The organism is Mesorhizobium australicum, from assembly GCF_900177325.1.
Lineage (GTDB): Bacteria > Pseudomonadota > Alphaproteobacteria > Rhizobiales > Rhizobiaceae > Mesorhizobium_A > Mesorhizobium_A australicum_A.
The window spans coordinates 4919614-4946237 of record NZ_FXBL01000004.1 but is presented as its reverse complement, the minus strand read 5'-3'; the positions used below and the strand labels follow the sequence as shown (position 1 = coordinate 4946237).

Below are 26624 nucleotides of genomic sequence, written 5' to 3'. Positions count from 1 at the left end.
TCATGCCAGATCTGTGTGGGTGAAGTCGTCGCCTTTGTAGGCGAGGGCGACGCCGAGGGATTTGGCGCAGGCGTAGGCGAAACAGTCGCCGAAGTTGAGCGCTGCCGGATGGCCCACGATTTTTCCGTAGCGCCCGGTCGTTTCGAGTGCCGCGACGCCGATTTCAGAAGTGATGTCCACGTCCTGGGCCTGGAGCCAATCGAGCAAGGCATCAACGGTTTCGCGTGCCTGCAATAGGAGTTCCGGCGTCGGCCTTGTTCTCCCGGCTGCCTTGGCTTTCACCCGAGCCATTGCCAGCGTCGCTTCGTAGCGCACGATTGGCGAGACGAACGTGCCACCGGGGATCATACCTCGAAGTCGCTCGGTCAGTTGCGGACCATCGGATTCTCGCGCGAGGACGGCGACTAGGACCGAAGCGTCCACGAACATCAGAGGTCTCCCCACATCTCGTCCGTGAACTTTTTCATGTCGAAGGCCGGATCGCTGTCGCCCATCGCGTCGGCGAGCGCCATCGCCCGCGCCAGTTTGTCGTTGCCGGGCGGAACAGCGCGCATTCGCGCCAACTCGTTCTTCAGCGCCCGCCGCACCGCTTCCTTTTTTGTGGCTGCATTCGTCGCCCGCTGAAGCTCGCTCGCCAGAGCATCGACCTCGTCGTCGCGGATGAAAAGCGCCATCGGATATCTCCTTCGGATATCTAGATATACGCCCGAGATATCCCGCCGGCAAGAAAAAGGGGCGGACCGTTCGGCCCGCCCCTTTTATCGAAACGACTGTGTGGTCACTTCGCGTTCGGGTTCGGCATCCAGGCCGGCATGGCGACGTCGGCATGGGCGAACTGCGGCAGCTTGGCCGACAGCTCTTCCATGTTCTTGATGTCGTTGTCGTTGAGGTCCTTCTGGGTGATCAGCGTCGGGGGAACGATCACGCTCTTGCCCGGGTCCTCGCCGGCCAGCAGCTGCGCCAGAGCGCGCACCGAGACCTGGCCGACCACGGCCGGGTTGGTTGCCGCGGTGGCGGCCCAGGCGCTGCCCGCCTCGCGCATCGCCGAGATGTCGGCGGTCGAGATGTCGGCCGAGTAGATCTTCACGCTGGACGACAGGCCCGCTTCGTCGACGGCGATCTTCACGCCCTTGGCGAACTCGTCATAGGGCGCGAACATCACCGTGATGTCCGGATTTGCCGAGACCACCGAGCGCGCCTGGTTCGCGACCGAGTTGGCGATCGGATTGTCGAGCGTGCCGAACATGGCCGCCTCGTTGATGCCCGGATACTTCTTCTTGAACTCCACCCAGGTCTCGTTGCGGCGGTCGAGCGGGGCGATGCCGGCGACATAGACATAGCCCGCCTTCCAGCTCTCGCCATTGTCCTTGATCGCCTGCTCGAGAGCCAGGCGGGCGAGGTCGCGGTCGGACTGCTCGATCTGCGGGATCTTGTCGTTCTCGACGTTGACGTCGAAGGCGACGACCTTGATGCCGGCGTCGACCGCGCGCTGGGCGGCTTCCTTCATCGATTCCGTCAGGCCGTGCTGGATGATGATGCCCTGCACGCCGAGCGCGATCGCCTGGTCGACCATGTCGGCCTGGAGCGCGGCGTCCTGGCGGCTGTCGAACACCTGCAGCTGCACGCCCAGCGCCTTGGCCTGGGATTCCACGCCGGCGAGATAGGCCTGGAAGAAATCGCCGGTCGACAGATACCGCACCAGCGCGATCTTGACGTCGCCGGGCTTGTCGAACGGAGCCGGCCTGTCCTGCGCGAGCGCCGGCATTCCGAGAAGGGCCGAGCCGGCGGCGAGCGCCAGTCCGAGCTTGGAGAACGTCCTGCGGGTGATCATTGTCTTTCCTCCACCTGAGACCTGGTTTGAACGACGGCTAGCGGGCGGTCCGACCCGACAGCGAGAAGGTGAACACAAGCGCGACGACCAGCACCGCGCCTTTGATGAAATCTTGCGTGTAGTAGGGCACGTTCATCATGGTGAGGCCCTGCAGCAGCACGCCGACGAATAGCGCCCCGACGGCCGTGCCGAAAGCATTCGGCTTCGAAGCTCCGAGCACCGCGTAGCCGATCAGTGCGGCTGCGACGGCGTCGAGGAGAAGATTGTTCCCCGAGGCGATATCGCCGCGTCCCAGCCGCGCGGCGAGCAGGATTCCGCCGATGGAGGCGAAGACGCCGGAGATGATGTAGGCCCAGATCTTGTAGGCCTTCACCGGCGCGCCGGCGAACTCGGCGGCGCGCGCGTTGGACCCCACCGCATACATCAGCCGGCCGAAGCGGGTGTATTCGAGGAAGAACCAGATCAGCACCGCGAGCACGATCAGCACCACCACCGAGGCGGGCACCAGGTTCGGCAGGATGAAGTCGAAGCGGTGGCGGCCGAGTGCCAGGAAGGCCGGATCGAACTGGCCGGTCGCCGTGGACCCGTCCGGCATCGTCATCCCGGCCGCGATCGAGCGGCCTTCGGTCGGAATGCGCTGCAGGCCGATCAGCAGGAACATCATGCCGAGCGTCGCCAGAAGGTCGGGCACGCGCAGGTAGCAGATGATGATGCCGTTGATCAGCCCGACCAGCGCGCCGATGGCGAGGCAGACGAGCACGGCCACCAGCGCGTTCTGCTCCAGAACCACCATGACATAGGCCGCCGCCATCATCGCGCTGGTGGCGATCGAGCCGATCGAAAGATCGAAGCCGCCGACGACCAGCGTCGCGGTCACGCCGAGCGCCAGGATGCCGGTCAGCGACACGGATTGCAGGATGAAGACGGCCGCCTGCGGCGAGGTGAAGCCGTTCGTCGAGAACGAGAAGAAGATCACCAGCCCGGCCAGCAGCGCCAGGAAGCCGTAGCGGATGGCGAGGTCGCGCAGGGTCAAGGGGCAGTCTCCGAAATCATCATCAGGCGGCTCCGCGCAGGCCGCGCCCGGCGACCTCTGCGAGGAGCCGGTCCATATCGACGCCGCGGTTCATGTGCTCGCCGACGATCGTGTGTTCCGACATCACCAGGATGCGGTCCGCTGTCTCCAGCGCCTCGTCCAGTTCGGTGACGAACAGGACGGTGGCGCGGTTGTGCGCCGTCGCGCGCAGCTTCGAGGCGATGTCGTGGCGGGCCGCGATGTCGACGCCCTGGAACGGCTCGTCCAGCACGAGCAGGCGCGACGGCTCGGCGAGCCAGCGCGCCACCATCGCCTTCTGCTGGTTGCCGCCGGAGAGCGCCGACATCTCGTCCTTCTCGCTGCGGCAGACGATGCCGAGCTGTGAAATCTGGTCCTGGGCGCGCCGCCGTTCTTCGCCGCGCCGCACGATCGACAGGCTGGACAGCCGGGTGAGGAAAGGAAGGCTGACGTTCCTGGCGAGGTTGAAGTCCGGCACGATGCCGCTGTCGGCGCGGTCCTTCGCCACCAGGAACACCCCGCGCGCGATCGCTTCCGGCGGCCTGGCCGGCGCGTACGGTTTGCCGTCGAGCTCCATGCTGCCGGCAAGCGGCTGGCGCAGGCCGAACAGCGTCTCGGCCAGCACCGTCTTGCCGACGCCGACGAGGCCGGTGATGGCGACGATCTCGGCCTCGCCGAGTTCGAGGCGGAACGGTTCGGAGGCGGAGGCGATGCGCAGGTCCTCGGCGCGGAATACCGGCGTTCCGGCCGGCCGCGCCTCGATCGTGCCATGGCCCGCCTTGCGGCCGAGCATGGCGTCCACCGCGCCGGAATAGTCGAGCGGCTTGTCCTCGAACCGGCCGGCGATCGCGCCGTCGCGCAGGCTGACGATGCGGTCGGCGATGCGGCGGATGTCGGACATGCGGTGCGAGATGTAGAGGATGGCGACGCCGTCGGCCCGCAACCGGTCGATCAGCGCGAACAGCCGGTCGGCCTCGCTCGACGACAGCGACGAGGTCGGTTCGTCGAGGATCAGCACCTTCGGCTGGTGCGCCATGGCGCGGGCGATCGCGACGAGCTGGCGGTCGGCCAGCGTCAGGTCCGCGACCTCTTTCGAGAGATCGATCGACAGGCCCATCCGGTCCGCTACGGCCTGCGCCTCGCGGCGGATGCGGCGCGGGTTCAAGAGCAGCGGGGCTCCCTTGCCGCTCAGCCGGTCGAGGGTGAGGTTGGAGGCGACGTCGAGCGCCGGGACCACGCCGTCATTGATCGCCTGGTGCACGGTGACGACCCCGGCGCGCATCGCCTCGGCCGGCGTGGCAGGTGCGAAGGGCGTGCCCGCCAGCTCCATCGTGCCGCCACCGGAGGCGTGGATGCCGCTGACGATCTTCACCAGTGTCGACTTGCCGGCGCCGTTGGCGCCCATCAGCACGGTCACCTCGCCCGGATGCAAGACAAGATCGACGCCCTTCAGCACCCTGTTGGGGCCGAACGACTTCATCAAGCCTTTGACGACAAAGACCGGTGTGCCCTGCAATTGATCCTCCCGGATCATGACGCTACGAACCATGCCGTCAAATGTCAACTGGATTGACAATTGCCAGTCTGGCTCCTAGCGTCGCCCTGCTCTCCTCCATATGGGAGGATCAGGGGAGACGGATCATGACGGATGCGCCCTATCAGGCGTTGACGATAGACACGCTGCCGGCACGGCTCGGCAGCATCGACGCCTTGACCAGCCGCATCGGGCCGCCCGCGTCGTGGCGCTCGCGCGAGGTCGGCGACGGCAATCTCAATCTCGTGTTCATCGTCGACGGCGAGCGCGGCTCGATCATCGTCAAGCAGGCGCTGCCCTATGTCCGCCTCGTCGGCGAGAGCTGGCCGCTGCCCCTCAAGCGTTCTTTCTTCGAATACCACGCGCTGATCCGGCAGGAGGCGCGGGCCGGCAAGGGCGCGGTTCCGGAGGTCTTCCACTATGACGAGACGCAGGCGCTCATCGTCATGGAGTTCCTCACGCCGCACGTCATCCTGCGCCGCGCCCTGATCGAGGGCCGCATGCCGCCACGCATCGCCAGCGACCTCGGCCTGTTCATGGCCCGCACCCTGTTCCGCGGCTCCGATTTCTCGATGACGGCGCGCGAGCGAAAGGCCGACCTCGCGCTCTTCGCCGACAATGTCGAGCTGTGCGACATCACGGAAAACCTCGTCTTCACCGATCCCTATTTCGAAGCCCCGCTCAACCGGCACACGTCGCCGGAGCTCGACGGCATGGTGGCGGAGCTGCGCGCTGACCGCGACCTCAAGGTCGAGGCGCAGGCGCTGAAGCACCTCTTCGCCGCCAGGGCCGAGACCCTGCTCCACGGCGACCTGCACTCAGGCTCGGTCATGGTCACCGACGCCGACACGCGCGTCATCGACCCCGAATTCGCCTTCTACGGACCGATCGCGTTCGACGTCGGCATGCTCTTGGCCAACTACTGGATGGCCTTCTTCGCCGCGCGCGGCCACGAGGGCGGCAAGCCGCGCGACGAGATGCGGGCCTGGCTGCTTTCTGTGATCACTGATACCTGGAACGTCTTCCACGCCGAGTTCTCTCGGCTGTGGCGCACCGAGCGCAAGGGCATGCTCTATGCCTCCTCGGTCTTCGAGGATCGTGGCGATCCGCTCGCGGCCGAGCAGGCCCTCCAGCGCGTGCTCGGCGACATCTTCACCGACATGCTGGGCTTCGCCGGCGTCGAGATGCACCGCCGCATCCTCGGCCTTGCCCACAATGCCGATTTCGAGGAGATCGCCGAACAGAAGCTGCGCGGTGCATGCGAGATGCGTGCGCTCAAGCTCGGCCGCCATCTCGCGGTCAACCGCCGCCACATCCGATCGCTGTCCGAAGTGAACGAGCTGGCGGTCCGCCTCGACGAAGGAGCAGTTGCGTGAAAGTCGGCGAACGCCATTACCGCACGATCTGGCTGAACGAGGACCGCTGGTCCGTCGACCTGATCGACCAGCGCAAGCTGCCGCACGAATTCGTCGTCGTGAACGCGCAGTCGATGGCCGACATCGCGGTCGCGATCCGCGACATGTGGGTGCGCGGCGCGCCGCTGATCGGCGTCGCGGCCGCCTATGGCGTTGCCTTGCAGATGCGTGTCGATGCGTCCGACGCCTCGCTTGACGAGGCCTGGGAGCGGCTCAACGAGACACGGCCGACCGCGATCAACCTGCGCTGGGCGCTGGATGCAATGCGGGCCTATCTGAAGCCGCTGCCGCCGGCCGAGCGGGCCGACGCCGCCTATGCGAAGGCAGCGGAAATCGCCGACGAGGACGTCGAGCTCAACCGCGCCATCGGCCGCAACGGGCTGGAGATCATCCGCGAGATCGCGGCGCGCAAGAAGCCGGGCGAGAAGGTCAACATCCTCACCCACTGCAATGCCGGCTGGCTCGCGACCGTGGATTACGGCACCGCCACCGCGCCGATCTACCTCGCCGCCGAGGCCGGCATCCCGGTCCACGTCTATGTCGACGAGACCCGGCCGCGCAATCAGGGCGCTTTCCTCACCGCTTGGGAACTCGCCGGCCACGGTGTGCCGCACACGCTGATCGTCGACAATGCCGGCGGCCACCTGATGCAGCATGGCGAGGTCGACATGGTGATCGTCGGCACCGACCGCACGACGGCGCAAGGCGACGTTTGCAACAAGATCGGCACCTATCTCAAGGCGCTGGCGGCACAAGACAACGGCGTGCCGTTCTACGTCGCGCTGCCGTCGCCGACGATCGACTGGACGGTGAACGACGGCGTGAAGGAGATCCCGATCGAGGAGCGCTCGCCCGACGAGGTCTCGCTCGTCGCCGGCCGCGACGAAGACGGCTCCGTCCGCTCCGTCCGCATCTCGCCCGAGGCGACGCCCGCGGCCAACCCCGCCTTCGATGTGACGCCCGCGCGCCTCGTCACCGGGCTCATCACCGAGCGCGGCGTGGCGAAGGCCTCGGCCGAGGGGCTGGCGAAACTCTTCCCCGATCGCGCCCGCTGACAGGCCCTACGGCTTCTCCTCGCCGCTATAGGTCTTGAGTGCCGTCGCGACCTGCATGGCGAAGCGCGCCGAGGCGACCGGCAAGGTGCGGCCCCGCATCTGGCCGAGGATGAGGTTGCCGGGCGGCAGGTCCCGCTCCGAGATCGGCCGGAACACCAGTTGCGGATCTCCGAACCCGGTCAAGCCGATCGGGATCTGGAAGCCGATCACCCGCTCCTGCAGCACATAGTGGCGGATCAGTTCGAAGCTCTCCGTCTCGACCAGAGGGTCTACACGACGCGAGCCGCGCCGCGCGGCGAAATCTAGCAGGTGCCGCACGCCGTATTTCGCCGAAGGCGCGATATGCGGTGTGTCGAGGCAGTCGCGCAGCCTGATCTCCGACTTGTCCGCCAGCGGGTGGTCGGCGCGCATGACGACGTTGACCGATTGCGGGATGGTCTCGATCACCTGGAAGTCGACCAGGTAGACCGGTTCGAACACCAGCGCGAGGTCGCTCGAATAGGAGGCCAGCTCCTGTTCCGCCTGGGCGCGGTCGCGGATGTTCACCGAGAAGGTCACGCCCGGATGCTCGCTGCGATAGCGCGCGATCTGCTGCGGCAGGAAGTAGGGCAGCAGCGCCTGCGAGCAGGCGATGGAAACGTGGCCGCGCCGCTCGCCGGTCAGGTCCGCGACCTGGCCCTGCACGCGGGACAGGTCGGACAGGGTCGCGCGGTAGTGGTGCAGCACCAGTTCCCCTGCCGGGTTCAGCCGCACGCCGCCCGGCAGCCGTTCGAACAGCTCCGTTCCGAACTCCTGCTCGAAGCCGTTGATGCGGCGCACCAGCGCCGAGGCGGTGATGTTCATGTCCTCGGCGGCGCGGCGCATGGAGCCGGCGCGGGCGACCGCTTCGATCAGCCGGAAATTTTGCAGATGGCGCATATCGTGGTTCCAGAGGGTGGTGCATTTTTTGCACCGCGATGGTGAATTCATAGCATTTTTCGCCAACGCAAAAAGCTGCATTCTTGGCGGGCAGGGGGCGCGGGACGATGCCCCCACGGGGCGTCAAGAACGATCGATGATCGATGAGCTGCCTTTCACGCTGGATGCGTTGCGGCGAGCCTACGCGGAGGGCCTCGAGCCCCGCGACGTTGTCACCGAGGCGTTCTGGCGGCTTGCCATAGCCAGCGATCCCGGCATCTTTATCCACGAGGCCCGCGACAGCGCGCTGGCCGCGGCCGATGCGCTCGGCGCACCGGACGGCCGCCCGCTCTGGGGAATTCCCTTCGTGGTGAAGGACAATATCGACGTGGCCGGCATGCCGACCACGGCTGCCTGTCCCGATTTCGCCTATCTTGCCGACCGGGATGCGTTCGTGGTGGCCCGCCTGCGCGAGGCAGGCGCAATCGTTCTCGGCAAGACGAACCTCGACCAGTTCGCCACCGGCCTTGTCGGCGTGCGCACGCCCTGGCCCGTGCCGCGCAACCCCATCGATCCGACGATCGTGCCCGGCGGTTCCTCCTCCGGCTCGGCAGTGGCGGTGGCGCGCGGCATTGCGTGTTTCTCGCTCGGCACCGATACGGCAGGCTCCGGCCGCGTGCCGGCGGCCCTCAATTCCATCGTCGGGCTGAAGCCCACGCTCGGTGCATATTCGGCAACGGGTGTCGTGCCCGCCTGCCGCACGCTCGACACCATCTCCGTCTTCGCGCTCACGGTCGCCGATGCGTGGGAGATACACGCCGTCGCCTCTGGCCTCGATCCGGCGGATGCCTGGTCGCGCGCCATTCCGGCGGGCGGCCTGTTCGATGCTTCGGCCGTTCGCATCGGCGTGCCGGACGAGGCGTCGCTCGAAACGTTCGGCGATGCCGTGCAGGCGGCCAGCTTCCGCGCCACCGTGGAGCGCCTGCGGACGAACGGAGCCACGATCCGCGAACTCGACTTCGCGCCGTTTTACGACGTCGCCCGGATGCTCTACGAGGGCGCCTGGCTTGCCGAGCGCGTGGCGGCGGTCGGATCCAGGCTGACCGAGAAGCCGGAGACGCTGCATCCGACGACCCGCTCGATCCTCGAACCGGGCCTGAAGCTCTCCGCCGTCGATGCGTTCGAGGGCTTCTACCGGCTGAAGGCGCTGCGGCGCGACTGCGAGGCGCTGCTTTCGGGTGTCGATGCGCTCTGCGTGCCGACCATCCCGACCTTCGTCACGCTGGACGAGATCGCGGCCGATCCGATCGGTCCGAATGCACGGCTCGGCACCTACACCAATTTCGTCAACCTGCTCGACCTGTGCGGCATCGCGGTTCCGGTGGGGGCGCGGGCGGACGGCCGGCCCGGCAGCGTCACTCTCCTCGCTGCGGCCGGCCGCGACGCCCTCTGCGCCTCGATCGCGGCATCGGTCGAGGCGGGCGCGCTGGGCGCGACCGGCTGGGTGCGTCCTTCTCCGCCGACGCTCGTCCCGGCACCTGCGGCCGGCGAGATCGCGCTCGCCGTCTGCGGCGCGCACATGTCCGGCCTGCCGCTCAACCGCGAACTCACCGAGCGGGGAGGGCGCTTCATCCGCGCCTGCAGCACCGCACCGGCCTATCGTCTGCATGCGCTGGCGGGCGGCCCGCCCTTCCGCCCCGGCCTGGTGCGCCAGGCGCGGGGCGCCGCGATTGAGCTCGAAGTGTGGGCGTTGCCGAAGGAGCGTTTCGGCGACTTCGTCGCCGGCATTCCGGCCCCGCTCGGCATCGGCACGGTGGAGCTGGAAGACGGCGCCACGGTCAAGGGCTTCCTCTGCGAGGCCGCGGGTCTCGCGGGTGCCGCCGACATCACCGAATTCGGCGGCTGGCGCGCCTATCTCGCCCGGCCGGCATCCTCGAAGACGGAGGCCGCCGCATGACGGTGACCCGCCGATCCACCATCCGGAAGATGGCACGGGCTTTGCCTTCTTTCCTTCGACAGAACGACCGCCGCCGGCGGCCGCGCTCAACCCCTAGCCGCTGGAGCCTCGCATGAACAGTTTCTCGCTCAATCGTCGTTCCCTGCTCAAGGCCGGTGCGGCCGGCCTCGCCGCCTCCGCGCTTCCCTTCGGCCTCGCCCGGGCCCAGGCCCCCGTCATCCTCGGCGCCGTCTATGTCGGCCCGCGCGACGACTTCGGATGGAACCAGGCGCACGCGGTCGCCATGGACATCCTCAAGCAGGTGCCGGGCGTCACCGTCGTCGAAGAGGAGAACGTGCCCGAGACGGACGCCGTCTCCAAGTCGATGGAATCCATGATCAATCTCGACGGCGCGAACCTGATCCTCGCCACGTCCTTCGGCTACTACAAGCCGTTCGTCGTCGAGTCGGCCAAGAAATATCCGAACGTCCAGTTCCGCCACGCCGCTCCGCTGTGGAACAAGGACACCGATCCGGCCAACGCCGGTTCCTATTTCTGCTACCTCAACCAGGCGCATTACGTCGACGGCGTCGCCGCCGGCCTCTCCACCAAGTCCAACAAGATCGGCTTCGTCGCCGCCAAGCCGATCCCGTCGGTCCTCTCCAACGTCAACTCGGTGCTGCTCGGCGCGAAAAGCGTCAATCCGAACGCCACGGTACAGGTGATCTTCACCGGTGAATGGTCACTGCCCGTTCGCGAGGCAGAAGCCGCGAATGCGCTCATCGACGCGGGCTGCGATGTCATCACCTGCCACGTCGACGGTCCGAAGGTGGTGATCGAGACCGCCGAGGGGCGCGGCGTGAAGAGCTGCGGTCACAATGCCAGCCAGGCGCCGCTCGCGCCGAAGGGCTTCATCACCGGCGCCGAATACAAGTGGGAGACGATCTACAAGATCTACGCCGACGCGCTCTCCAAGGGCGAGGCGCTGCCGAACTTCATCGCCGGCGGCTACCACAACGACATGCTGCGCAACACCGCCTTCGGCGCGGGCGCCACGCCCGAGGCGATCAAGGCCGCCGAGGCCGCGATCGAAGGCCTCAAGGCCCAGAAGCCGATCTATGTCGGCCCGCTCAAGGACAACACCGGCAAGGTCGTCATCGAGGGCACCAAGGACAACTACGATCCCGAGCTCGACGGGATGAGCTACCTGCTCGAAGGCGTCGTCGGCTCGACGACGTGATGTGAACGGCAAGGGCGGCGGCACGAGCCGCCGCTCCTCTCAGCCAACGGCGAAGGATTCGCGCTCATGTCGACACGCCCACTCCGTACCCCTCCCCGCAAGGGGGAGGGGAAATCTCAGAGGCCGGCGACCCCCTCCCCCTTGCAGGGAGGGGTCCGAAGGACGGGTGGGGATGTGGGGGCAACTGGCGACATCGACGGAGCCCTCCCATGACCGCCGTCGTCTCTCCCGCCCCCGTCGCATCCACCGGCTTCTCCCCGCGCGCCATAGCCTCGATCGAGGCGATCCTGATCCCGGTCGGCGCGCTGGTCGTCTCCGCGATCCTGTTCTCGCTGTTCCTTCTCGCGCTCGGAAAGAGCCCGCTCACATTCTTCTCGCTCGTCTGGACCGGCGGCTTCGGTTCCGCCTTCTCGATCCAGAACTCGCTGCAGCGCGCAGCGCCGCTCATTCTCACCGGCCTCGCCTTCGCCATCCCCGCGCGCATCGGGCTGACGCTGCTCGGTGCGGAAGGCGCGCTGGTGCTCGGCGGTTTCGCCTCCGCCGCGATCGCGATCCCGCTCGTCACCTTCGGCTGGCCGGCCTTCATCGGCTTGCCGATCATGGCGCTCGCCGCCATGGCGATCGGCGCGGTGTGGATCGGCCTCGCCGGATGGCTGCGCCACTATCGCGGCGTCAACGAGACGATCTCCTCGCTGCTCCTCGGCTACATCGCCATCGCGATCATGAACTTCTTCGTCGAGGGTCTGCTGCGCGATCCGGCCTCGGCCAACAAGCCGTCCACCATGCCGATCGGCGACGCCTACCGGATCGGCTCCATTCCCGGCACTTCCGTCCACTGGGGCCTTGCCGCCGGCCTGGTCCTGGCCGTCCTGCTCTATATCCTGATGAGCCGCACCACTTTCGGCTTCGCCGCCCGCATGACCGGCGGCAATGTGCGGGCCGCGCAGGCGCAAGGCCTCCCGGTCGGCTTCCTCGTCGTCGCCTGCTGCGCCATCGCGGGCGCCTGCGCCGGGCTCGCCGGCTTCTACGAGGTGGCCGCCATCCACGGCCAGGCCAATGCCTCTCTCGTCGCCGGCTACGGTTTCACCGGCATCCTCGTCGCCTTCCTCGCCCGGCAGAACCCGCTCGCCATCGTCCCGGTCGCGATCATGTTCGGCGCGCTCGATGCCGCCGGCGGCCTCGTCCAGCGCCGCATGGCGATGCCCGACGCCACCGTGCTCGTCCTCCAGGGCATCATCTTCGTCGTGCTGCTCGTGTCGGAGACCTTCTACGGCCGCATCCCCTTCCTTCAGCCCAGGAAAACCGGAGACCGCACATGAGCGACTCGGGCCTGTTCATCGTCCTCATCGCCATGGTCGGCGGCGCGATCCGCGTCTCGACGCCGTTCATGTTCGTGGCGCTCGGCGAGTGCCTCACCGAAAAGTCCGGCCGCATCAATCTCGGTCTCGAAGGCAATCTCGTGCTCGGCGCCATGGTCGCCTATGCCGGTTCCTACACCACCGGCAGCCCTTGGCTCGGCGTACTGTTTGCCGGGCTTGCCGGCCTCGTCCTCGGCGCCATGCACGGCTATATCTGCAAGCTGCCCAAGGTGAACGACATCGCCGTCGGCATCGCCTTCATGTCCTTCGGCACCGGCCTCGCCTTCTTCTTCGGCAAGCCGTACATCCAGCCCACCGCGCCGCGTCTGGAGGCGATCCCGCTCGGCTGGTGGTCGTCAAATCCCTCGATCGCGCAGGCGCTACAGGTCAATCCGCTGTTCTTCGTCGGCATCGCGCTCGCCGTCTTCATGTGGTGGGCGCTCGCCAATACCCGCTGGGGCCTGATCGTGCGCATGACCGGCGACAGCGCCGCCTCGGCCCGCGCCATGGGCGTGTCGATCGATCTCGTGCGCCTGCTCGCCACGGCTGCCGGCGGTTTCCTTGCCGGCGTCGGCGGCGCGTTCCTGTCGCTCTATTATCCGGGCAGCTGGAACGAGGGCTTGTCCTCCGGTCAGGGCCTCATGGCGGTGGCGCTGGTCATCTTCGCGCGGTGGGACCCGATCCGCTGCGTCTATGCCGCGCTGCTGTTCGGCGCCGCCGGCGCGATCGGACCGTCTCTGCAGTCGATCGGCATCAGCCAGGGCTACTACTTCTTCAACGCCGCCCCCTACATCCTGACCCTTTTCATCATGATCGCCTCCGCGCGGTCGAAGAGCGCGGCCCGCGAGGTGCCGGGCGAACTGTCTCTCGCCAAGTGAGGACCAGATGAGCCTTGTCGACGAACGCATCGAAGCCGCCCGCGTGCCGAATGCCGTCACGGTCGCGTCCGATCCCTATCCCTGGCCGTTCGACGGCGATCTCGGCCCGCACAACACCGCGCTGGTCGTCATCGACATGCAGACCGATTTCTGCGCGCCCGGCGGCTATGTCGACGTGATGGGCTACGACATCTCGCTCACCCGTGCGCCCATCAAGCCGATCCAGTCGGTGCTGAAGGCGATGCGGGCCAAGGGCTATCCGATCATCCACACCCGCGAGGGCCACAAGCCCGACCTCTCCGACCTGCCCGCCAACAAGCGCTGGCGCTCGCAGCGCATCGGCGCCGGCATCGGCGACCAGGGCCCGTGCGGGCGCATCCTGGTGCGCGGCGAGCCGGGCTGGGAGATCATCCCGGAACTCGCGCCCGAGCCCGGCGAGATGATCATCGACAAGCCCGGCAAGGGCACGTTCATCGCCACCGATTTCGAACTGGTGCTGCGGATGAAGAACATCCGCAACATCGTCTTCACCGGCGTCACCACCGACGTCTGTGTGCACACCACCATGCGCGACGCCAACGATCGCGGCTACGAGTGCCTGCTCCTCGAAGACTGCTGCGCGGCGACCAAGGTGTCGAACCATCTCGCTGCTATCGACATGATCAAGATGCAAGGCGGCGTGTTCGGCGCGGTGGCGACGTCGGCCGCCTTCCTGGAGGCGCTGCCATGAACGCGCCCGCCACGATTGCCGGCGCGATGCCGCTGCAGGCCGGCCCGGCGCTCCAGACCATCGGCATGACCAAGGTCTTCGGCGCCTTTACCGCGCTCGACGACGTGTCGATCAACGTCAATGCCGGCTCCTTCCACGCCCTGCTCGGCGAGAACGGCGCCGGCAAGTCGACGCTGGTGAAGTGCATCATGGGCTTCTACAACGCCACGCGGGGCTCGGTGCTGCTCGACGGGCAGGAGAAGTCGATCCGGAGCCCGCGCGACGCGCGCGACCTCGGCATCGGCATGGTCTACCAGCAGTTCACGTTGGTTCCCTGCCTGACCGCCGCCGAGAACCTCGTCATTTCCCGCGCCGACGCGCCCGCCGTCTTCGACTGGAAGAAGGAGAAGCCGCGGCTCGAGGAGTTCATGGACCGGATGCCGTTCCGTGTGCGGCTCAACGAGCAGGTCTCCTCGCTTTCGGCCGGCGAGAAGCAGAAGCTCGAGATCCTCAAGCTGCTCTACCTCGAACAGCGCTTCATGATCCTGGACGAGCCCACCTCGGTGCTCACTCCCGGCGAAGCGGACGAGGTGCTCGGCCTGCTCGGCGAGATGGCGCGGCGCGGCGAGGTCACGGTGCTGATGATCTCCCACAAGTTCCGCGAGGTGAAGGCATTCTGCGACTCGTTCTCCGTGCTCCGCCGCGGCAAGCTCACCGGCACGGGCGACGCACAGGCTGCGACCGTCGCCGAAATGAGCCGGATGATGATCGGCGACACCGAGGTGCGCGAGCGCGCCGAGCGGGCGTCGCGCAATGACACGCACGCCGTGCTCGACCTCGCCGGCCTCGTCGCCGAGGACGTGGAGGGCAGGCGCGTCGTCAACGCGCTCAATCTCAAGGTCAATGCCGGCGAGATCGTCGGCATCGCCGGCGTGTCCGGCAATGGCCAGAGCGCGCTGGTCGAGGTGCTCGCCGGCCAGAAGGAACTCGTCGACGGCGGCATCTTCATCAACGGCAAGCCGTTCGAGCCGAAGCGCAAGGACTTCGACCGCTTCAAGGTGTTCGGCCTGCCGGAGGAACCGCTCAAGAACGCCACCGCGCCGCGGATGAGCGTGGCGGAGAACATCGCCTTCCGTTCCTTCGACAAGCCGCCGATCGCCAGCCTCGGCTGGTGGCTGTCGCCCGGCCCGATGAAGAAGAAGGCGGAGGAGCTGATCGCGAAATACCGCGTCAAGACCACCTCGCCCGACTCGCCGATCGAGGCGCTGTCCGGCGGCAACGTCCAGCGCGCGGTGCTGGCGCGCGAGCTCTCCGGCGACGTCGACGTGCTGATCGTCGCCAACCCCTGCTTCGGCCTCGACTTCGCTTCGGTGGCGGAGATCCGCGGCCAGATCATGGAACAGCGCAACCGGGGTGCCGCGGTGCTGCTGGTCAGCGAGGACCTCGACGAGATCCTCGAACTCTCCGACCGGGTCGCGGTGATGTCCGGCGGCACCATCAACTACGTCTCGCCCATCGGCGAGACCGACCGCAACATGATCGGCCAGCACATGGCGGGGCATTGAGAATGCAGCTTTCTGCGAATTTCACCCCCACCCGTCCTTCGGACCCCTCCCCGCAAGGGGGAGGGGGGCGCCGACGTCGAAGAATCCCCCTCCCCCTTGCGGGGAGGGGTCCGAAGGACGGGTGGGGGTATGACCTATGATCGCCGTCCCCGCCCGCCCCTACGACTTCACCCTCGACCCCTCCAAGGTCGCGCTCGTCGTCATCGACATGCAGCGCGATTTCATCGAGCCGGGCGGTTTTGGCGACACGCTCGGCAACGACGTGGCGCGCCTGACCGCCATCGTGCCCACCGTCGCCGCGCTGATCGATCTCTTCCGCAGGCACAAGCTCCCGATCGTCCACACCCGCGAAGCGCACAAGCCGGATCTCTCCGACTGCCCGCCCGCCAAGCGCCTGCGCGGCAAGCCGGGCCTACGCATCGGCGACGAGGGTGCGATGGGCCGTATCCTGATCGCCGGCGAGCCGGGCAATCAGATCCTGCCCGAACTCGCGCCGCTGCCCGGCGAGATCGCCGTCGACAAGCCGGGCAAGGGCATGTTCTGGGCGACCGGCCTGCACGAGACGTTGACGGAAAAGGGCATCACCCAGCTCGTCTTCGCCGGTGTGACGACCGAGGTCTGCGTCCAGACCTCGATGCGCGAGGCCAACGACCGCGGCTACGAATGCCTTTTGATCGAGGATGCGACCGAGAGCTATTTCCCTCAGTTCAAGGCCGGGGCGATCGAGATGATCGTCGCCCAGGGCGGCATCGTCGGCTGGGTGACGCCGCTGTCGGCGCTGGAGGCCGCCTTCGAGGGGGCGCTTGTCGATGGCTGAGCAGAGGCTCCGCTCTTGGCGCGGCAGAGCCGGGGCCGTCGCGCGCACGGTCTCACCCGGGATCGGCTGACCATGACCGTCGACGATCCCGAGACGCTGGCCGAGATCAGCGCGATCTTCCATGCCTACGAGGCAGCTCTGCTTGCCAACGACACCGCGACGCTGGACGCCATGTTCCTGCACACCTGCGCGACGGTGCGATACGGCGTCGCCGAGGTGCAGTACGGCATCGACGAGGTGCGCGCCTTTCGCTCCGTCCAGCAGCCCTTCGAGCGCACCCTGTCGCGCACGCTGATCACCACCTATGGCCGCGACACGGCGATCGCCTCGACGCTGTTCCACCGTCCGGATTTCCCCGGCCAGGTCGGCCGCCAGATGCAGACCTGGATCCGCACCCCTGACGGCTGGCGGGTGGCCGCCGCCCATGTCAGCATGATGGACGAGGCCGGCTGAGCGACACACCGTCCCCATATGGTAGACGCGCGCCCTCTTGCGCGCGGCGGCGAGACGCCCGACATGGGGGCGACACAAGATTCCTCGCCGACCGGGTTCACCTTCTCCACCGAAGCAGCCCGCATGGGCCGCATCAGCAGGAGATTCACGTGAAGAAGATCGGCTTCCTTTCCTTCGGCCATTGGTCGCCTTCGCCTCAGTCCGGAACCCGCTCGGCATCCGACGCGCTGCTGCAGTCGATCGACCTCGCGGTCGCGGCGGAAGAGCTCGGCGCGGACGGCGCCTATTTCCGCGTCCACCATTTCGCCCGCCAGCTCGCCTCGCCCTTTCCGTTGCTCGCGGCCGCCGGCGCCAAGACGAGCCGCATCGAGCTCGGCACCGCCGTCATCGACATGCGCTACGAGAACCCGCTCTACATGGCCGAGGACGCCGGTGCTGCCGACCTCATTGCCGGCGGTCGCCTGCAGCTCGGCATCAGCCGCGGCTCGCCGGAGCAGGTCATCGACGGCTGGCGCTATTTCGGCTACGGGCCGGCCGAAGGCCAGAGCGATGCCGACATGGCGCGCCAGCACACCGAAGTGCTGCTGAACGTCCTGCAGGGCAAAGGCTTCGCGCAACCCAATCCCAGCCCGATGTTCCCCAATCCTCCCGGCCTGCTGCGCCTTGAGCCGCACTCCGAGGGGCTTCTCGACCGGATCTGGTGGGGTGCGGCGACCAACGCCACCGCCGTCTGGGCGGCGAAGCTCGGAATGAACCTGCAAAGCTCGACCTTGAAGTTCGACGAGAGCGGCAAACCGTTCCACATCCAGCAAGCCGAGCAAATCCGCGCCTATCGTGAGGCCTGGAAGGAGGCGGGACACGCGCGCGAGCCGCGCGTCTCCGTCAGCCGCTCGATCTTCGCGCTCGTCAACGACCAGGACCGCGCCTATTTCGGCAGCGGCCGGCCCGAGCAGGACCAGTTCGGCTATATCGAGGCCGATACGCGTGCCGTGTTCGGCCGGGGCTACACGGGCGAGCCCGAGAAACTGGTGAAGCTGCTCGCGGAGGACGAGGCGATCGCCGAAGCCGACACGCTACTGCTCACCGTGCCGAACCAGCTCGGCGTCGAGTACAACGCCCACGTCATCGACGCGATCCTGAAACACGTCGCGCCGGAACTTGGGTGGCGCTGAGGGCGGGAACTGCGTCTCTCTCCCCGTTTACGGGAAGAGATGTCCGGCAGGACAGTGAGGGGCGGCGCCAACTTTCGAGAGTTCGCGCCATGCCCCTCATCCGCCCTTCGGGCACCTTTTCCCCGTGAACAGGGAGAAGGAGAGGCGTGGCACTCGCTCCCTACGTCCCCGCCTTGATGATCCTGAAATCCGGCAGCTCGCGCAGCCCGAGTTCCGGCCCTGCCGGCGAATAGACCACGAACAGCTGCATCGGCCCGTCGCCGGTGTTCAGCGTCGAGTGGAACCGGCTCTCCGGCACGTAGACCGTGCAGCCCGGCCCGACCTTGCGCATCACCGGATTGCCGTTCTCGTCCTCGACCATCTGCTCGCCGTTGCCGGAGATCACGAAGATGATCTCCTCGGCGCCCGGATGGTTGTGGCGCGAATGGCCCTGGCCGCTCGGCAGGTCGACCACGCCGCCTGAGAAGCGTTGCGCGCCGTTCACCTCCGGCGCCACCGTCAGCGCCAGCCTGCCCCAGTCGAAGCCGAAAGCGTCGACATCCTTCGGATAGACGAAATATCCGTCCGCACCCTTCAGCATCCTGAACTCCTCCCTGAATGCGTAGCCTATGTGCGCCGCTTCAGCGGCAGCGTCTTGAATTCGGCCGTCTGGTTGCGGATGGCGATCTCCGCCGGCAGCCGCTCCATCGAGCTCGCGCCGTAGAAGCCGTGGATCTCCTCGCAATGGTCGAGGATGTAGCGCGCATCGTCCGGCATCGAGATCGGCCCGCCGTGGCAGAGCACGATCACGTCCTTGCGCACGCCGCGCGCCGCCGCCGCGATCGCGTCGATCTCCGCCACGCACTGGTCGAGCGTCTTGGCCGACGACGCGCCGATCGAGCCGCCGGTGGTCACGCCCATATGCGCCACGACGATGTCCGCGCCGGCCTTCGTCATCGCCACCGCCTCGTCCGGATTGAACACATAGGGCGTCGTCAACAGGTCGAGCTCATGCGCCGCCGCGATCATGTCGACCTCGAGGCCGTAGCCCATGCCGGTCTCCTCGAAGCTCTGCCGCATCGAGCCGTCGAACAGGCCGATGGTCGGGAAGTTCTGCACGCCGGAAAAGCCCATCGCCTTCAGCTCCGCCAGGAACTGCGGCATCAGGATGAACGGATCTGTGCCGTTGACGCCGGCCAGTACCGGCGTCTGCTTCACCACCGGCAACACCTCGACCGCCATCTCCTTCACGATCTCATTGGCATTGCCGTAGGCGAGCAGCCCGGCAGCCGAGCCGCGGCCGGCCATGCGGTAGCGGCCGGAATTGTAGATGATGATCAGGTCGATCCCGCCGGCCTCCTCGGCCTTGGCCGACAGGCCCGTGCCCGCGCCGCCGCCGACGATCGGCCGGCCTTGCGCGATCATCGTCCTGAACTTCTCGAGGATCGTCTTGCGGGGAATGGCGGGCATCTTTGTCTCGTCAGTTGGAAATGGACAGGAACGCCTCTGCGGCGGCATGCGCAAAGGCGGGGTCGTTGATGTGCAGCGGCAGGCGGATGATCCGGCGCTGCGCGGTCTGCGTCACCGTCCGCTCGATCGCGTCGAACAGCGCCGCGTCGGCCGTCGGGTCGAAGAATGCGCCGCCCTCGATGTCCAGCGCCGACACGCCCTTCTCCGGGATCAGGAAGCGCACCTCGCCCTCGCAGGCGTTCAGCCGGCCGCCGATCCACTCGCCGATCTGGCGGCATTCCTCGGCGGTGGTTCTCATCAGCGTCACGTTCGGATTGTGCCTGTAGAGGTTCCGCCCCTTGAAGGCCGTGGGCACCGTGTCGACGGCCCAGAAGTTCACCATGTCCAATGCGCCAACGGAGCCGACATAAGGCAGGCGAGTGCGCGCGATCGCGCCGAAGCGGTCCTCCGTCGCCGGCAGGACGCCGCCGAACAGCAGGTCGCAGACTTCGGTCGTCGTGATGTCCAGCACGCCCGCCAGCAGGCCGGAGTCCGCCAGCTTCTCCATCGTCCGCCCGCCCGTGCCGGTGGCGTGGAACACCATGCAGTCGTAGTCGGCCTTCAGCCTGTCCACGATCGCCATGACGCAGGTCGTGGTGACGCCGAACATGGTGAGCCCGAGCGACGGCTTGCCTTCGCCCGCGACGGCCGGGGTGCGTGCCATGCCGGCGACCGCCTGGGCTGCGTTGTGCAGGATGACGCGCGAAAGGCCGTTCAGCCCCGCCATGTCCGTGACCGACGGCATGAAGGCGATGTCCGAGACGTCGACATAGGGCGACACGTCGCCGGAGGCGAGCGTCGAAACCATCAGCTTCGGCACGCCATAGGGCAGGGCGCGCATGCCGGCGGTGACGATCGAGGTCCCTCCGCCGCCGCCGAGCCCGATCACCGCGGCCACATCGTCACGCGCAGCCAGGAAGCGCGCGAAGGCTTGGCCCATCGCCGCCACCGCCGTGCCGCGGTCGCTCAGGCCGAGCACGGCCGACGCTCCTGCGGGATGAAAGGCGGCGACCTCGGCAGCCGTCATGTCGACGGCCGTCGCGGGCTCTCTCGTGCCGACGTCGATTTCGGCCACGGCAAGCCCCTGCGCGCGGATCAGGCCCGCGAGATAGGCAAGCTCCTCGCCTTTGGTGTCGTACGTGCCGACGACATGGACGCGTTTCAATTTTCCTCCCCTGCGGACTTCTCCGTTCCGCCTGTCCGGCCTATTCTTTTGCAGCCGTATTAGATGCCATTGCAGAAATGTGAGACGCGAGTATCATATTGACATGAACGTCTCACGTCAATCGACCGAACTTGTGGAAGAAGCCGAACGCGGGCCGCGCGCGCGGACCCGCCGTCTGATGCTGGAAACCGCGACCCGGTTGATGCAGGCCGGCGTCACGCCCTCGGTCAGCGAGGTCGCGGAGGCGGCCGAAGTGTCGCGGGCGACGGCCTATCGCTACTTTCCCAGTCAGGCGGCGCTGGTGGAGGCCGTGGTCGACGAGGCCCTCGGGCCGATCCTCGCCTGGCAGTCCGCCTCGACCGATCCGCAGGCGCGCGTCGCCGACCTGTTTGGCACGTCGCTGCCGCGCATCGACGGCTTCGAGGCGACATTCCGCGCGGCGCTGAAACTGGCGCTGGACGAGTGGGCGCAGCGCAAGGCGGGCGCGGCGCCGAGCGAACCGCCGTTCCGGCGCGGCCATCGCGTCGATCTCCTGCGCGAGGCGCTCGTTCCGCTGCGCGGCAGCCTGCCGGCGGCGAAGGTCGAGCGGCTGGCGCAGGCGCTGTCGCTGATCTTCGGCGTCGAGGCGCTGGTGGTGCTCAAGGACATGTGGGGTCTGGATGCGGGCTCCACGGAGGATGTCGTCCGCTGGGCCGCGACCGCACTCGTGCGCGCCGCGATCGAGGAAGGCTGATCCCGGCGCCGGCTTTCGTCAGCCGCTCAACTGCGCCTTCAGCCCGTCCAGCGCTTTCTCCGTCGCGATGCGGCCGGCCTCGATCGCTTCGCCGGCGCGGTGGAAATCCATCAGCCTGATATGGGCGACCTGCGGCGAGATCATCGCATGCGGTGGTTCGCCCGCCAGTCGCGAGCGGGTGATGCGGTCCTGCATGATGTTCAGCGCATTCGCCAGCACGTCGAAATAGCCGGGCGATTTCGGCCCGCTCGCCAGCAACTGCGGCAATATCCGCGCCGCCTGTTCCCGGAGCGGGCCGGGCATCTGCGCGACCATCTCCATCAGCCTGCCGCGCTGCGCCGCCGAGGCCTCCTCCGCGGCGGCCGGCGAGAGGCCCGCCGCGCGCTTGGCCAGCATGCCGTCACCCAGCCCCACCGCGATGATGAAGTCGGCGCCCAGCGCCCGGGCCGTCGACACCGGCACCTGGTTGACCAGGCCGCCGTCGGCCAGCCATTTGCCGTCGACCAGCGTCGGGCTGAAGATGCCCGGCAGGCCGATCGAGGCGCGGATCGCCGCGTCGACCGGGCCGGTCTCGAGCCAAATCTCGCGCCCGTCGGCGAGGTCCGTCGCCACCGCGGCATATTTTACCGGCAGGTCTTCGATGGGTGTGTCGATGCCGAGGTCGCGCAGCAGGCGCTGCACCCGCGTGCCGTCGATCAGCCCGCCATTGGCGACCTTCACATCAAGCAGGCTCGCGATCGTGCGCCAGTCCACCGCCTGCGCCCACGCCTTCAGCTCTGCAAGACGCCCGCAGGCATAGGCAGCACCCACCAGCGCCCCGATCGACGTTCCGGCGATGACCTTCGGCTCGATGCCGGCCCCGACCAGCGTCTCCAGCACCCCGATATGCGACCAGCCGCGCGCCGCCCCACCGCCCAGTGCCAGTCCGACCCTGTATCTCGTCATCGGCTCGTCTCCACGGACCGATACTCGCGCGTCCACTCTTCGCCGCCAAGACCGAATCCCAGCCTCGCCGTCCCGTTCTGACACTGCGCTGTCGTCCCGGTCCGTTCCATCTGCGGTTGGCGCATGTCGGTCATGTTCCGCGCCGGGCGAACCGGCGCGGAAGACATGTCTGGATCAGGCGGTCCAGCCGGAGATGGCCTTGGCGTCGAGGAACTCCTCGATGCCCCAGTGGCCGCCCTCGCGGGCGCGGCCCGATGCCTTGACGCCGCCGAAGAAGGCCTGTGGGCCGCGCGACTTGCCGTTCATTTCCACCATGCCGGCGCGCAGGCGCCGCGCGAGACGGTTGGCGCGGCCGTCATCACCGGTCTGCACGTAGTTGGTCAGGCCATACTGCGTGTCGTTGGCGATCGAGACGGCTTCATCCTCGCTGTCGAACGGCAGGATCGAGAGCACGGGCCCGAAGATCTCCTCCTTCTCGATCCGCATGCCCGGAACCACGTCGGCGAAGACCGTCGGCCGCACGAAGTAGCCGCGGTTCAGGTCGCTCGGACGGCCGGGACCGCCGGCGACGAGGCGTGCGCCTTCCTCGATGCCCGAGGAGATCAGCTCCTGGATCTTCTCGAACTGCGTCGCGGAGACGACCGGGCCGATATGCGGGCCGGCCTGGTGCGCGGAGGCGACCTGCGTTGCCTCGGCCACCTGGCGGGCGATCTCCACCGCCTCGTCGTAGAAGGGACGCTCGACCAGCATGCGGGTCGGCGCGTTGCAGGACTGGCCGGAATTGTTGAAGACGTGCTTGACGCCGCGCTCGACCGCCTTGGCGCCGGCGTCGGCGAAGACGAGGTTCGCACCCTTGCCGCCGAGTTCGAGGCAGACCTTCTTCAGGCTGTCCGCGGCGGCCTTGGTGATGGCGATGCCCGCCCGGGTCGAACCGGTGAAGGAGACCATGTCAACATCCGGATGCGTCGACAGCCGCGTTCCCACGCCCAGCCCGTCACCGTTGACGAGGTTGAACACGCCGGCAGGCGCGCCGGCCTCGTCGACGATCTCGGCAAACAGCATCGACGACAGCGGTGCGATCTCGGAGGGCTTCAGCACCATGGTGCAGCCGGCGAGGAGCGCCGGGATCACCTTCAGCGCGACCTGGTTCATCGGCCAGTTCCACGGGGTAATCAGCGCCGCGACGCCGACCGGCTCGTACGCGACCATCGACTGAGGCGAGCGGTTACCGGCAGGACGCACGAACTCGAACTCCTCGAAGGCGTCGATGAAGTTCTGGATGTGCCAGGTTCCGGCGCCCACCTGCGAGGTCCGCGCCAGGTCGATCGGCGCGCCCATCTCCAGGCTGATCGCCGCCGCCATGTCGTCCGCGCGGCGCTGGTAGATTTCGAGGATGCGCTTCACCAGCGCCAGCCGCTCGGACGGCTCGGTCGCGCTCCACGACGCAAATGCCGCCTTGGCGGCGGCGACGGCCTTGTCGGTGTCGGCGGTGGTTCCGAGCACGATCGTGGCGCATGCCTCCTCGGTCGACGGATCGATGACGTCCAACGCCGTCCCGCCGCTCGAGTCGATCCACTTTCCGTCGATGTAGAACTGGCGCTTTTCGATCATGTCTCAATCCTGCGTGTTGTGTGCCGCGACGGCCCGAAGCTTTTAAGGCCGGCCGGTTTCCTTTTCCAGCCGACAAAGACGGCCGGGTGAGCGGATGTCGAGATAGGATGGCCAGCCGGTCCTGAACAGGGTCACACTGCATCTGGACTAAGTCCAACGCGAGCCTTCGTCCAATTCACAGGGAACGAACGCTTCAGCCACAGCGAACCGGCACCGCTTTCAGAGCGTCGACCCACGGCCTATGAGGCCGGCCAGGGCGGGACCGGTGGCGGCGAATTTTTCCGCACGCCGGCGGACTCCCATCGACGAGAACGAGGCGCGTTCGGTGTTCAGGTCCGGAGACCATCGCCGGGCGACCTCGCCTCGGACCTGGCGGATACGGTCAGCAGGTCCGCATCCTGTCCCAGCCGCGGCGCGGGCGCCAGCGACGGGCGCTCTGCCCCTTCCTGGCGGAAGGCGGGGCCGAAGGCGAGCGGCTCGCCGTCGACCGGGATGCCCGGCGTCCTCGGATAGAGGTCGCGCAGGAATTCCTGCAGGTCGCGCACGCGCGCGGCCGGAACGTTCGCCGCATTGAGCCGGGTTTCCAGCTCCGTCGCGCTGGCGGCTGCGAAGGCGGCGCGAAGCGCGGCGCGCAACTCGTCTGTCGCAACGTTCGCCAGGAAGGCTTCGCTACCGAGGCCAGCGGGGATGTAGGGCGGACCGGCGAGTTCCGGCCGCCCGAGCAGCCGGCACAGCGCCTCGAACTGGCCCATCGTGTTGGCCGCGACCGAGATGTGCCCGTCCGACGTAGCGAAGGTCTCCGCGCCCGGGCTGCCGACGAAGCCGCGATTGCCCACCCGTCCCGGCGGCTGGCCGCTGGCCAGCACCTGCGCGGCGGGGCCGGACATCAGCGAGATCGCCGAATCGATCATCGAGACGTCGATCGTGATCGGGCCGTTGTCGCCGCGCAGCCGGCGCACGACCGCGGCCAGGATCGCCTCCGCGGCGCTGATGCCGGTGGCGATGTCGATCACCGGGAAGCCCACCTTCATCGGCTCCAGGTCCTCCCCGCCGCCTTGCATCATCATCATCCCGGTGGCGGCCTGGACGACATGGTCGTAGGCGCCTCGGCTGGCGTTCTCGCCGGTCTGGCCCCAGCCGGAAATCGAGCAATAGATGACGTCGGGCCGCACGGCCCTGATGTCCTCCGGCCCGAGGCCGAGCCGCCTCGCGACGCCGGGGCGGAAATTCTCGACGAAGATGTCCCCGCTTTTCGCGAGATCGAGGATGGCCCGGCGTCCGGCCGGATCGGCCAGGTCGACCGCCACCGACTTCTTGCCGGCATTGAGGGCGCGAAAGCCGGGCGGGAGGCCGTCGAGCTCCGGCTGCAGGGCGAGCGCGCGCATGGCGTCGCCGCTGCCCGGACGCTCCACTTTGACGACCTCGGCGCCGAGGCAGCGCAGGTGATGCGTCGCGCACGGGCCGGCCAGCACGTGGGTCAGGTCGATCACCCGATATCCTTCAAGCGGCAGCATCGTCTTCTCCCCGGCTTTCATTTCCATGCGATGCGGACGATCGCGGTTTGTTTACCGACCGCGTTCCGATCCGGTACGTCCGACGCGCTGTGCCGCCGAGAAGCGCGCGCCGCTCCTCCGGCCGGTGCTCTCCCGCGAGGACCTTGTAGGCGTTCCACAGCGTTCGATAGCCGATCGACGTGCTGTCGACCGGAAAGTTGCTTTCGAACATGCACCGTTCGGCGCCGAAGAGGCGGATCGCATGGCGGAAATAGGCGCCGCGCTCGGCGAGGAATTCCTCTGACGACGGCGGCCGATCACGCAGGTGCGCGTCGTATCCGGTGACGATGGAGGCCAGGCCGCCGAGCTTCATCACCAGGTTGGGCAGGTCCGCGAGTTGCTCGACCTCCCTGGTCCATGCGTCGAAGACGGAATCGCCGGGCCGGGCCGGCCCGCCATAACCGATGGGCGCTCCGGTGTGGTTGACGACGATCGTGGTGCCGGGCGCCTGGCGGGCCGTCTCTACCAGGACGCCGAGCTGGAAATGGAACAGGAACGCGTCGAAGGCGAGACCGCGCTCGCCGAGGCTCGCGAGGCCACGCCGGAAATCGGCATCGGCGTAGAGGCCGGGCGGGGCCGCGCCGGCGAGCAGGCGGGCCGACGGATCGTCCAGGCGCGCCCCACCCTGCCGCACGCCGCGTACGAGCCCTCCGCCCTCCGCCGCGTAAGCATCGAGGACCGTTCCCAGATCCGGATCGCGGAGATCGGCATGGCAGACCGCCGCGCCGACACGGATCTGGCCCCGCAGGTCGATCAGCCGGTCCGCCATCTCCGCAGCGAACACGGCTTCGCCGACCGGCTTCAGGCGTGAAGGACCCCCGGCGCGGTAGCCGGAGCCGCATTCAATATAAACGCAGTGGGACACATGGTGCCCGGAGCCGGTATCGCGCAGCAGTTCGGGCAACAGATAGCGGCTCGTCCGGAGCGGCGTCGGCCCGCCCGCCGGATCGGGAAAATCCCGCTCGTCCCACAGATGGAGATGAGCGTCGACGACCTCCCAGCTGGGCTCGATCGTGTCTTCCTGGCCAAGAGCCCACCATGCGTTGCGCCGGCCCATCCGACGAACCCATGTCTGCCGTTCGGTCGGCGTCATGCTTCAAAAAACCTCGAGACTTGCCATCCTGCCCGTACCGCTCTCCTCCCTTTGCAGGGGCGGCTGGCGAAGAATACGGTGACTGGCGCTATCACCGATAGTTAAATATCCTGACGGCGGCATTA

General features: G+C 67.7%; 25 protein-coding genes. 12 read left to right on the top strand and 13 right to left on the bottom strand.

Annotated features, from left to right (window positions below; all coding sequences use genetic code 11):
- From B9Z03_RS26820 to B9Z03_RS26800, 5 genes are all read right to left on the bottom strand, one after another.
- Positions 1–429 (bottom strand): type II toxin-antitoxin system VapC family toxin, encoded by a 429-nt coding sequence (locus B9Z03_RS26820; RefSeq protein ID WP_085467029.1) that lies wholly within the window; start codon positions 427–429, stop codon positions 1–3.
- Positions 429–674 carry a type II toxin-antitoxin system VapB family antitoxin gene (locus tag B9Z03_RS26815; protein WP_085467028.1) on the bottom strand — a complete coding sequence of 82 codons (246 nt, stop codon included), beginning with the start codon at positions 672–674 and terminating at the stop codon, positions 429–431. Before B9Z03_RS26815 ends, B9Z03_RS26820 begins: the two co-directional genes overlap by 1 nt.
- A 104-nt stretch (positions 675–778) precedes the next feature.
- A complete protein-coding gene (locus B9Z03_RS26810) occupies positions 779–1831 on the bottom strand; it encodes a substrate-binding domain-containing protein (protein WP_085467027.1) in 1053 nt (350 codons plus the stop codon).
- A gap of 37 nt (positions 1832–1868) precedes the next feature.
- Positions 1869–2864, bottom strand: a complete 996-nt coding sequence (locus tag B9Z03_RS26805) for an ABC transporter permease (RefSeq protein ID WP_085467026.1) — start codon at positions 2862–2864, stop codon at positions 1869–1871.
- Between the two features lie 22 nt (positions 2865–2886).
- The gene (locus B9Z03_RS26800) at positions 2887–4398 is read right to left on the bottom strand and encodes a sugar ABC transporter ATP-binding protein (protein WP_176247653.1); all 1512 of its coding nucleotides are present in this window, start codon (positions 4396–4398) and stop codon (positions 2887–2889) included.
- A 125-nt stretch (positions 4399–4523) separates the two neighbouring features.
- Here B9Z03_RS26800 and mtnK point away from each other — a divergent pair, with 125 nt between their 5' ends.
- Together mtnK and mtnA are read left to right on the top strand one after the other, a co-directional pair.
- Positions 4524–5792, top strand: a complete 1269-nt coding sequence (mtnK, locus tag B9Z03_RS26795; RefSeq protein ID WP_085467024.1) for an S-methyl-5-thioribose kinase — start codon at positions 4524–4526, stop codon at positions 5790–5792.
- Entirely contained in the window at positions 5789–6886 is a 1098-nt protein-coding gene (gene mtnA, locus B9Z03_RS26790) for an S-methyl-5-thioribose-1-phosphate isomerase (protein WP_085467023.1), read from the top strand. The genes mtnK and mtnA overlap by 4 nt, the downstream gene beginning before the upstream one ends.
- Before the next feature lie 6 nt (positions 6887–6892).
- On the opposite strand, the gene B9Z03_RS26785 is transcribed toward mtnA, so the two are convergent.
- Entirely contained in the window at positions 6893–7804 is a 912-nt protein-coding gene (locus B9Z03_RS26785; protein ID WP_085467022.1) for a LysR family transcriptional regulator, read from the bottom strand.
- Between B9Z03_RS26785 and atzF the strand changes: the two genes are divergently transcribed.
- The 9 genes from atzF to B9Z03_RS26740 all read left to right on the top strand — a co-directional run bounded on the left by atzF (position 7695) and on the right by B9Z03_RS26740 (position 17911).
- Complete coding sequence (atzF, locus tag B9Z03_RS26780) at positions 7695–9740, top strand: allophanate hydrolase (protein WP_432417018.1); 2046 nt, start codon at positions 7695–7697, stop codon at positions 9738–9740. The two genes, B9Z03_RS26785 and atzF, sit on opposite strands and share 110 nt — an antisense overlap.
- 112 nt (positions 9741–9852) lie before the next feature.
- Entirely contained in the window at positions 9853–10959 is a 1107-nt protein-coding gene (locus B9Z03_RS26775) for a BMP family ABC transporter substrate-binding protein (protein WP_085467020.1), read from the top strand.
- A 209-nt stretch (positions 10960–11168) separates the two neighbouring features.
- Positions 11169–12278, top strand: coding sequence for an ABC transporter permease (locus B9Z03_RS26770; protein ID WP_085467019.1), 1110 nt, complete (start codon positions 11169–11171; stop codon positions 12276–12278).
- Complete coding sequence (locus tag B9Z03_RS26765; RefSeq protein WP_085467018.1) at positions 12275–13195, top strand: ABC transporter permease; 921 nt, start codon at positions 12275–12277, stop codon at positions 13193–13195. The genes B9Z03_RS26770 and B9Z03_RS26765 overlap by 4 nt, the downstream gene beginning before the upstream one ends.
- Positions 13196–13202: 7 nt before the next feature.
- The gene (gene biuH / locus B9Z03_RS26760; RefSeq protein WP_085467017.1) at positions 13203–13925 is read left to right on the top strand and encodes a biuret amidohydrolase; all 723 of its coding nucleotides are present in this window, start codon (positions 13203–13205) and stop codon (positions 13923–13925) included.
- Positions 13922–15469: an ABC transporter ATP-binding protein gene (locus tag B9Z03_RS26755; protein ID WP_085467016.1), complete on the top strand. Its 1548-nt coding sequence runs from the start codon at positions 13922–13924 to the stop codon at positions 15467–15469. Before biuH ends, B9Z03_RS26755 begins: the two co-directional genes overlap by 4 nt.
- 136 nt (positions 15470–15605) lie before the next feature.
- Positions 15606–16286: a cysteine hydrolase family protein gene (locus B9Z03_RS26750; RefSeq protein ID WP_085467015.1), complete on the top strand. Its 681-nt coding sequence runs from the start codon at positions 15606–15608 to the stop codon at positions 16284–16286.
- A 72-nt stretch (positions 16287–16358) separates the two neighbouring features.
- The gene (hpxZ, locus tag B9Z03_RS26745) at positions 16359–16739 is read left to right on the top strand and encodes an oxalurate catabolism protein HpxZ (RefSeq protein WP_085467014.1); all 381 of its coding nucleotides are present in this window, start codon (positions 16359–16361) and stop codon (positions 16737–16739) included.
- A 149-nt stretch (positions 16740–16888) separates the two neighbouring features.
- Entirely contained in the window at positions 16889–17911 is a 1023-nt protein-coding gene (locus B9Z03_RS26740; RefSeq protein ID WP_085467013.1) for an LLM class flavin-dependent oxidoreductase, read from the top strand.
- Positions 17912–18071: 160 nt separating this feature from the next.
- On the opposite strand, the gene B9Z03_RS26735 is transcribed toward B9Z03_RS26740, so the two are convergent.
- The 3 genes from B9Z03_RS26735 to B9Z03_RS26725 are packed head-to-tail and all read right to left on the bottom strand — an operon-like array spanning position 18072 to position 20564.
- A complete protein-coding gene (locus B9Z03_RS26735) occupies positions 18072–18491 on the bottom strand; it encodes a cupin domain-containing protein (RefSeq protein WP_085467012.1) in 420 nt (139 codons plus the stop codon).
- 26 nt (positions 18492–18517) lie between these two features.
- Entirely contained in the window at positions 18518–19360 is an 843-nt protein-coding gene (locus B9Z03_RS26730) for a phosphoenolpyruvate hydrolase family protein (RefSeq protein WP_085467011.1), read from the bottom strand.
- Between the two features lie 10 nt (positions 19361–19370).
- Entirely contained in the window at positions 19371–20564 is a 1194-nt protein-coding gene (locus tag B9Z03_RS26725; RefSeq protein ID WP_085467010.1) for a Tm-1-like ATP-binding domain-containing protein, read from the bottom strand.
- A gap of 103 nt (positions 20565–20667) precedes the next feature.
- On the opposite strand from B9Z03_RS26725, the gene B9Z03_RS26720 reads away from it, so the two are divergent.
- A complete protein-coding gene (locus tag B9Z03_RS26720) occupies positions 20668–21297 on the top strand; it encodes a TetR/AcrR family transcriptional regulator (RefSeq protein ID WP_085467009.1) in 630 nt (209 codons plus the stop codon).
- 18 nt (positions 21298–21315) lie between these two features.
- Here B9Z03_RS26720 and B9Z03_RS26715 read toward each other — a convergent pair whose 3' ends face one another.
- The 4 genes from B9Z03_RS26715 to B9Z03_RS26700 all read right to left on the bottom strand — a co-directional run bounded on the left by B9Z03_RS26715 (position 21316) and on the right by B9Z03_RS26700 (position 26499).
- Complete coding sequence (locus B9Z03_RS26715) at positions 21316–22242, bottom strand: patatin-like phospholipase family protein (RefSeq protein ID WP_085467008.1); 927 nt, start codon at positions 22240–22242, stop codon at positions 21316–21318.
- Positions 22243–22416: 174 nt separating this feature from the next.
- Entirely contained in the window at positions 22417–23853 is a 1437-nt protein-coding gene (locus B9Z03_RS26710; protein ID WP_085467007.1) for an aldehyde dehydrogenase family protein, read from the bottom strand.
- A 329-nt stretch (positions 23854–24182) separates the two neighbouring features.
- Complete coding sequence (locus B9Z03_RS26705; RefSeq protein ID WP_176247652.1) at positions 24183–25367, bottom strand: CaiB/BaiF CoA transferase family protein; 1185 nt, start codon at positions 25365–25367, stop codon at positions 24183–24185.
- On the bottom strand, positions 25354–26499 hold the full coding sequence (locus B9Z03_RS26700; RefSeq protein WP_085467885.1) for an amidohydrolase family protein: 1146 nt from the start codon (positions 26497–26499) through the stop codon (positions 25354–25356). The genes B9Z03_RS26705 and B9Z03_RS26700 overlap by 14 nt, the downstream gene beginning before the upstream one ends.
- Between the last annotated feature and the right edge of the window lie 125 nt (positions 26500–26624).